Source organism: Polynucleobacter sp. MWH-Berg-3C6 (assembly GCF_018881855.1).
GTDB lineage: Bacteria > Pseudomonadota > Gammaproteobacteria > Burkholderiales > Burkholderiaceae > Polynucleobacter.
This window is the reverse complement of sequence record NZ_JACVPN010000002.1, coordinates 266,600-274,768: the sequence shown is the minus strand read 5'-3', so window position 1 is coordinate 274,768 and position 8,169 is coordinate 266,600. Positions and strand designations below refer to the sequence as shown.

Sequence of the window (8,169 nt, the reverse complement as noted above, 5' to 3'; positions counted from 1 at the left end):
CGACACAAATTTGAGCTTTTCATCCATCTTCGTACTTTCATTCCACGGCATAGAGTGGTCCCTCCTATGCCAAAAACTGTAAAGTATGTGTCCGGTATAAAGTGTTAACTATGTGTCGAGTCGTACAAGGCCATTGCCCACCGGCAGTGGCCTTTTTTCTTAGGCTGACTAGAATCGTCTTATGGCTAAATTTTGGAACTTTGTCTTTTTTCAGGTGGGCTGGTTTGCTTGTATTTTGGGCGCTGCTTATCAACATGAGCTCTGGGCGGTAATCGGAAGCCTAGCCTATATTGCTATTTATATCTGGCGCTCCCAGACACCAAAGCTAGAGCTTGGATTGCTCCTAAAGGTCCTCTCTTTTGGGATCCTGACCGATAGCCTTTTGATGTATTTAGGGTTTCTCGACTTTAAGGGCACGTGGCCCTCTCCTTATCTATCACCAGCATGGATGTGGGTTCTCTGGCTTTTAGTGGCCAGCACTCTCAATAGCTCCCTATCTTGGCTAAATGGCAAGCCCGTACTAGGCATAGTTTTAGGAGCAATTAGCGGCCCTCTATCTTATGAGGCTGGAATTCGAATGGGTGCGGCAAACTGGGGTTCTGGGTCCCATATCCTTGGTTTAGGGCTCATTAGTGTGGTCTGGGCGGTGGCAATGCCCCTCTTTTTCTATTGGCTTAGACCTATAGTCAAGGCTAGCCTAGTAAAAAATCCGTAAATTCCTTTAAAAAGTTGCTTGCAAATAGTACTGTTTTTATATACAGTAACTTCTAAGTTGTGAAACAGTAGATAAAACTTCGGGAAAAAGCCCAATACAAAGCGAAAAGGAATCAAACATGGCCTTGGATGACAAAAGAAAATCAGCCTCCTCAGAATTTGAGGGAATGAGCGGAGACAAACAAAAAGCACTAACAGCAGCCTTGGCGCAAATTGAGAAACAATTTGGCAAGGGTTCAATCATGAGATTGGGCGATGCTGAAATCAGTCAAGATATTCAGGTGGTATCAAGCGGCTCACTCGGTCTCGATATTGCTCTTGGAGTTGGTGGACTTGCACGTGGTCGCGTGATTGAGATTTACGGACCAGAATCATCAGGCAAAACAACATTAACTTTGCATGCGATTGCAGAAATGCAAAAGCTTGGTGGTACTTGTGCATTCATTGATGCTGAGCATGCATTGGATGTGCAGTACGCATCACGCCTTGGTGTTGATGTAAATAATTTATTAATCTCTCAGCCAGATACAGGTGAGCAGGCTTTAGAAATTGCTGATGCACTAGTGCGCTCTGGTTCGATCGATTTAATCGTGATTGACTCTGTAGCAGCTTTGGTTCCTAAGGCTGAGATCGAAGGCGATATGGGCGACTCATTGCCAGGCTTGCAAGCTCGTCTCATGAGTCAAGCTTTGCGTAAGTTGACTGGTGCCATTAAGCGTACGAATACCACTGTGATTTTCATTAACCAAATTCGAATGAAGATTGGTGTGATGTTCGGTTCTCCTGAGACCACCACTGGTGGTAATGCATTGAAGTTCTATGCTTCTATGCGCTTGGATATTCGCCGTATCGGCAGCATTAAAAAGGGTGACGAAGTCGTTGGTAACGAAACCCGCGTGAAGGTAGTAAAGAACAAGGTTTCCCCGCCATTCCGTGAGGCAATTTTTGACATCATGTACGGTGCTGGCATTTCAAGAGAAGGCGAAATTATTGATATGGGTGTTGAGGCTGACCTCGTTGAAAAATCAGGTTCTTGGTATAGCTACAACGGTGATCGCATTGGTCAAGGTAAAGACAATGTCCGTGATTTCTTAAAAGAGAATCCAGAGATTGCTAAAGACATCGAAGCCAAGATTCGTGAGAAGTTAGGCGTTAAATCTGGCTCAGCAGTAGTTACCGATGTACTGAGCGAAGAAGAGGAAGTCGAATAGTTCGATGTCAGAGCTAGATAGCAAAAGCAAAGAAAGAACCAAACAAAGCCCGAGTCTCAAAGCTCGGGCTTTGCGTCTTTTATCGCTTCGAGAATATAGTCGCAAGGGTCTAGCCACAAAACTGGCAGAATCAGAAGCAAGATGGGCAAAGTTAGGTGCTGAGCAGCTTGAGCAAAGCTCAGAATCTACCCATTCCAAGATTGAGGCTGTGTTGGATGATTTTGAGGCTAGGGGCTGGCTTTCGGATGAGCGTTTTGCTGAGGCATTGGTTCGCAGACGCAGTGAGCGTTACGGAATGCGAAAAATTCAAGGTGAACTTGAGAGGGCTGGGGTGGATTCGAAACAATCCGCCAAGCTTCTAGCAGGGCTTAAGGAAACCGAATATCAGCGTGCTTATGAGCTGTGGACTCGGAAATATGGGGTAGCCGCCCCAGATCAAAAGGAGCGAGCTAGGCAATACCGCTTCTTGGCATCTAAGGGCTTTAGCTCTGAAGTCGTGGCAAAGGTGATCGGCGGCCAGAAGCCTGATTAGGGCAATTACGGATCGGAAATAGGCAATTGCCGCGTTGCAGCATGATAGACTTATGGAGTCGGTCAAGCCGTTCGCATTTATTCAAATTTAGCCAATTTAGCTATTTCCAGAGTAAGCATGGGATCAAGGCAACATCGGTTTAACTAATCCTCATCGCTTGCTAAAAAAGATACCGTTTCGGAGTAAACATGAAAATTCACGAGTACCAAGGCAAAGAACTTCTGCGCCAATTTAATGTGCCTGTTCCAAACGGCATTCCTGCATTTAGCGTTGATGAGGCAGTAAAAGCTGCTGAAAAGCTTGGCGGTCCAGTATGGGTTGTTAAGGCACAAATTCATGCAGGTGGACGCGGTAAAGGCGGCGGCGTGAAGTTGGCAAGAAGCATGGACGAAGTGAAGAAATACGCCTCTGAAATTTTGGGCATGCAGCTCAAGACTCATCAAACAGGACCAGAGGGTCAAAAAGTCAATCGTCTCTTAATTGAAGACGGCGCAGATATCAAAAAAGAGTACTACTTCAGTATCGTTACAGACCGTGGCACACAAAAGAATGTGATCATGGCTTCTAGCGAAGGTGGTATGGATATTGAAGAGGTTGCTGAATCTCATCCAGAAAAAATTATTAAAGTATTTGTTGATCCATTAATTGGTTTGACAGATGCTGATTGCAACATCATTGCAAAAGGTATTGGCGTTCCAGAGGCCTCTATTCCAATGGCTCGCGATGTATTTAAGAACTTGTACAAAACGTATTGGGATACCGATGCTTCATTGGTAGAGATCAATCCATTGATTCTTGAAGGTAACGGCAAGATCAAGGCTTTGGATGCGAAATTCAACTTTGATCCAAACGCATTGTTCCGTCACCCAGAGATCGTTGCGTACCGTGATATCGACGAAGAAGATGCTGCTGAGATCGAAGCATCTAAGTTTGACCTTGCTTACATTTCCTTGGATGGCAACATTGGTTGTTTAGTGAATGGCGCTGGTTTGGCTATGGCAACCATGGATACTATTAAGTTGTTCGGCGGCGAGCCAGCAAACTTCTTGGACGTTGGCGGCGGCGCTACAGCAGAAAAAGTCACTGAAGCATTCAAGATCATGCTCAAGAACAAGAGCGTTGAAGCAATTTTGGTCAACATCTTCGGCGGCATTATGCGTTGTGACGTGATTGCCGATGGTGTGGTGACAGCATGTAAAGCGGTAAACCTCACAGTACCTTTGGTTGTGCGCATGAAGGGCACGAACGAAGATTTGGGTAAGAAGATTCTTGCTGACTCTGGTTTGCCAATCATCAGCGCCGATTCAATGGCTGAAGCTGCTACCAAGGTAGTTGCTGCTGTTGCCAAAAACAAATAATCCAGGAATTTCAATATGTCTATTTTGATCAATAAAAACACCAAAGTCATTACACAAGGTATTACTGGTAAGACCGGTCAGTTCCATACTGAAAAGTGTCAAGAATACGCAAACGGCAAAAATTGTTTTGTTGCTGGTGTGAATCCTAAAAAAGCGGGCGAGTCCATTTTTAATATTCCAATTTATGCGACCGTTAAAGAAGCTGCCGCCCAAACTGGCGCGACTACTTCGGTAATTTATGTTCCGCCTCCAGGCGCTGCTGCAGCGATCTGGGAAGCAGTTGAAGCCGATCTCGATTTTGTGATCTGTATCACTGAAGGAATTCCTGTGCGCGATATGCTTGAAGTGCGCAATAAGATGCATGCTAAGGAAGCTGCTGGCGGCAAGAAAACATTATTGCTTGGACCTAACTGCCCAGGAATTATTACTCCTGACGAAATCAAGATTGGCATCATGCCTGGCCATATTCACAAGAAGGGTCGCATTGGTGTTGTGAGCCGTTCCGGTACTTTGACTTATGAAGCAGTTGGTCAGTTGACAGCGATTGGCTTAGGTCAATCTACTGCGGTTGGTATTGGTGGTGACCCAATTAATGGTTTGAAGCACATCGATATCATGAGAATGTTCAACGAAGATCCAGAAACAGATGCGGTCATCATGATTGGCGAAATCGGTGGTCCAGATGAGGCTGAAGCTGCTCGCTGGTGTAAGGACAATATGAAAAAGCCAGTAGTTGGCTTTATTGCTGGTGTTACAGCGCCTCCTGGAAAACGTATGGGCCACGCTGGCGCATTGATTTCTGGTGGAGCGGATACTGCTGATGCCAAGCTTGCTGTTATGGAAGAGTGTGGCTTCAAAGTAACAAAGAACCCATCAGAAATGGCAGCTTTGTTGAAAGCCATGTTGTAATAGCGACAAACCAAATGATGCTGCCATCTTGATAGTGTTTGGCAGCATCTTTTTTGTAGTGATTCGTAGTTTAAAAAAGTAGTTAAAACATAAAAAACGTAGGGAGACAAAATGGATTTTTCAGCATTTTCTGATGCCACCTTTTGGGCGGCACTTCTATCAATCATCGTCGCTAATATCTTGTTATCAGGCGATAACGCAGTGGTGATTGCATTAGCATCGCGTAACTTGCCACCTGCCCAGCAAAAGAAAGCTATTTTCTGGGGAAGTGCTGCTGCAATTATTTTGCGCGTAGTGCTTACCATTACTGCCGTTGCCTTATTAACACTGCCATATTTAAAAATTGTTGGCGGTTTATTGCTTCTCTATATCGGTATCCAGTTGTTGGCAGATAGCGGTGGCGAAGAGCATATGGAAGCAAAGTCCAGTATTTGGGCGGCTATTCGTACGATCTTGATTGCTGACTTGGTGATGAGCTTGGACAACGTCTTGGCTGTAGCTGCTGCAGCACAAAAAGGCCCTGAAGAGACTCGTTTGCTACTCTTGATCATTGGCTTGGGAATGTCTATTCCTTTGATCATTTTTGGTAGTGCAATGCTCTTGAAAGTGATGGAGCGTTTTCCAATCATCATTACACTTGGCGCAGGCCTTTTAGGCTTACTTGCTGGCGGTATGTTGGTAGATGATCCTGCGATTAAGGACAGTATTCAAGAGGCCTTAGGAGACGCTAAACTTGCCTTTGAGGTAATTGGTGTTGCCATTGTTATTTTGGTAGGTACGTTTATGAAAAAACGGAATGCTGGAAAAGAAGCGCATTAATCCGATTTCAAATGAATCAGAAAAGCCGGCCTCTAAAGCCGGCTTTTTTAATGCCCTGATGACTTGAGTAGAACAGGTATAGACTGGATGATGAGGCATTTCACCTCAGGAGCTAGAAGATATGCAAAGTAAACATCAGGAGTCTGGATTTACATTAATTGAAGTGATGGTAGTGGTTGCCATCATCGGTATTTTAGTGGCTGTTGCAGTTCCTCAATATCAAGATTACATCGCACGCAGTCGTGTTGTAGAAGGGATGAACTTATCTTCGAGTGCAAAGCTTGCCGTGACAGAAGCATTTGCAAGTCGAGGCACGATTCCAATGGACGAAGCCACCAGTGGATCATTTACCTTCGGGCCAACACGCAGTGTGAAGTTAATCGAAATCACACCATCAGGAGCAATCGCTATCGATTATCAAGTGAGCGTTGCGCCAGAAGGCAAAAACACACTGCACCTCATTCCAACAAATGAGCCAGATGCAAATGCACCAAAGCCAATTGATCTTTCAAAACCAGAGGGTGCAAATTGGGCGGGTGGCTGGTCCTGCAGATCCACGGAAACAAATCTCCTGCCCCAGCTCCTGCCATCGGAGTGCAGAATTAATAAGTAAGATTTAGCAAGAAATGAACTAACAATACTATTTGGCCACCTTAGGGTGGCCAAATTCATAAAGATACCACTGTAATATCTTCAATTGTTTTGCACTTTGAAGTAGAAGTCACCACTTAAGCTGGTATTTTCCCAAGGTGTTTGAGAGTTTTTAGTTTCTTCTTGGACATTCTTCCTGACTTCTTTAAAAACCTGCTCAATAGTTTTGTTGGGAGTCTTAACCGCCTCTAGGAAATATTTTACATAAGGGCTATTTCTGCCCTTGCCATCATAGGCAACCTTTCCGGGAGCGGTGGCAAAAGAAATAAGTGTGCCACTAGGGGCATCCATACTCGTAAGACCCTTGCTTGAAGAGCGAAAGCTCCTTGCATAAGGATTATCGCGACATGCATCAACCATCAAAATATTAACTTTCTTTTTGGCAGTGGCCATTTTTTCGAGAATGAGCGACACATCCAGGCTTTGATCAGGAACCTCATCTTCATTTTGAATATCTGCATTCACTGGTATGAAATAGTTCCTTCCTTTAACTTCCATTCCGTGGCCTGAGTAGTACACAAGGCCAACATCATTCTGAACTAATTTGTCACCAAATTGTCTTACCGCAGCACGCATCTCCGGCAGAGATGCATCTCTTAAATTAATAACCGTAAAGCCATTCTCACTTAAGGCCTTCGACATATCATCAGCATCATTTTTAGGGTTTGGCAGGGGATTAGATTTATATTTTGAATTACCAATAACTAAGGCAAGCCGTTTACCAACAAATGTCGGCGATAACTCGGTGTTTGTATTTGGCGGTGTGGCTTGCACTTCAGGACGAGACTGAGTCGTAGGCTGAACAATAATAGTAGATGCAGCATTTGAGGTATTAGCAGCGTGGATGCTGCGGGTCTCCTTTTGCGCTGCCGAGTAAAAAATATAGTCTAGTCCACCAGTGAATACTAGGCCAATAATGGCTAAACCAATCAACACACCAACAATCGATAAAGCTCTCATATTTCGTAACCTACTGAATTTATCAAACTAGTGAATATTTAAGCATAGTTCACATGGCGACCACTGAAAATAGTCACTTTTCTTCTTTACTGTAGGTTTTGAGTTATGGCTGAATGTGGTTTAGTAAAGCCGGCCAGGTTTTCTGCCAGCAACAAACATGGCCATATTCTTTGATTTCGATCAATTGAGGTTGATTTGGGGCTTGTAGGTTATTTAAGTAACTTTGAGTTATTGACAGGGGAATCACTTGGTCGACCCCTCCAATAAAGTGGGTCTGTTTAATCGGGCTAAGTTCTTTTGCTTTGGCTGCTGGGTTTAGCGAGCCAGTAAGGGGATCAAGACTAAATAGCTGAACCCAGGCGTCGGTATCCAGGTTGCCCGCAACAGTAATCAGTGCCTTAACATCTTTTCTTTGCGCTGCTACTAGACTGGCTACAGCGCCACCACCGGAGTAGCCAATCAAAATGAGCTCTCTTGCTTGATATTGCTTCTTGAGAATTTCAATAGCTTGGTTATTAGAATCAATCACGTCTTTATTAAATCTAGCATTTGTCCAAATAGATTCTGAGCATCCTTTACTTGGTAAAGCAATAAATTGACAAGGTCTTGCTAGGTAGATAACAGTCGGCCTAGTATCTTGGATTGCTAACAAGAGTGCTAGGGGGTTATTGGGGGTGGGATTATCAGATGGTGTGAAGCCGGTTTTCCATGCAGACCCATCTCCTTCGATATAAATAACCAAGGTTTCAGTTGGTCTTTTAGATATTTTTTGATAACTAATTAAATCAAATTGGTTGGTTGAGAGGGTGGTTTTTTCAAACCCAGCTGATTTGGCTAGCTGATTGGCCGAATCAATACGCTCGGAAACTGGCGGAAGGCTAGAGCATGCATTGATGAAAAAAGAGCTTGCGGCAAAAATACCCCAAAGTAATAGGCGATTCATTGATGTAGTCTAGCTTAATTCTGTAGCCCCATACATCACTTCTGAGTGTTTTATTGTGGGGAGCGGGTTCTT

The 8,169-nt window shown here is 44.2% G+C and carries 9 protein-coding genes; 7 read left to right on the top strand and 2 right to left on the bottom strand.

Translation table 11 applies throughout. From position 1 onward, the window contains the following. Positions 1-181: 181 nt before the first annotated feature. From ICN13_RS06345 to ICN13_RS06315, 7 genes are all read left to right on the top strand, one after another. Complete coding sequence (locus ICN13_RS06345) at positions 182-715, top strand: DUF2878 domain-containing protein (RefSeq protein WP_216139551.1); 534 nt, start codon at positions 182-184, stop codon at positions 713-715. A 118-nt stretch (positions 716-833) separates the two neighbouring features. Further along, positions 834-1,925 (top strand): recombinase RecA, encoded by a 1,092-nt coding sequence (recA, locus tag ICN13_RS06340; protein WP_216139550.1) that lies wholly within the window; start codon positions 834-836, stop codon positions 1,923-1,925. Positions 1,926-1,929: 4 nt separating this feature from the next. After that, positions 1,930-2,457 carry a recombination regulator RecX gene (gene recX, locus ICN13_RS06335; protein ID WP_216139549.1) on the top strand — a complete coding sequence of 176 codons (528 nt, stop codon included), beginning with the start codon at positions 1,930-1,932 and terminating at the stop codon, positions 2,455-2,457. Positions 2,458-2,645: 188 nt separating this feature from the next. After that, positions 2,646-3,815, top strand: coding sequence for an ADP-forming succinate--CoA ligase subunit beta (sucC, locus tag ICN13_RS06330; protein WP_216139548.1), 1,170 nt, complete (start codon positions 2,646-2,648; stop codon positions 3,813-3,815). Between the two features lie 15 nt (positions 3,816-3,830). Continuing rightward, complete coding sequence (gene sucD, locus ICN13_RS06325) at positions 3,831-4,724, top strand: succinate--CoA ligase subunit alpha (RefSeq protein ID WP_216139547.1); 894 nt, start codon at positions 3,831-3,833, stop codon at positions 4,722-4,724. Between the two features lie 111 nt (positions 4,725-4,835). Further along, positions 4,836-5,543, top strand: a complete 708-nt coding sequence (locus ICN13_RS06320; RefSeq protein WP_216139546.1) for a TerC family protein — start codon at positions 4,836-4,838, stop codon at positions 5,541-5,543. Between the two features lie 121 nt (positions 5,544-5,664). After that, positions 5,665-6,156 carry a pilin gene (locus tag ICN13_RS06315; protein ID WP_216139545.1) on the top strand — a complete coding sequence of 164 codons (492 nt, stop codon included), beginning with the start codon at positions 5,665-5,667 and terminating at the stop codon, positions 6,154-6,156. Positions 6,157-6,236: 80 nt separating this feature from the next. On the opposite strand, the gene ICN13_RS06310 is transcribed toward ICN13_RS06315, so the two are convergent. Further along, positions 6,237-7,154: a caspase family protein gene (locus tag ICN13_RS06310; RefSeq protein ID WP_216139544.1), complete on the bottom strand. Its 918-nt coding sequence runs from the start codon at positions 7,152-7,154 to the stop codon at positions 6,237-6,239. Positions 7,155-7,257: 103 nt separating this feature from the next. Continuing rightward, positions 7,258-8,097 carry an alpha/beta hydrolase gene (locus ICN13_RS06305; RefSeq protein WP_216139543.1) on the bottom strand — a complete coding sequence of 280 codons (840 nt, stop codon included), beginning with the start codon at positions 8,095-8,097 and terminating at the stop codon, positions 7,258-7,260. Between the last annotated feature and the right edge of the window lie 72 nt (positions 8,098-8,169).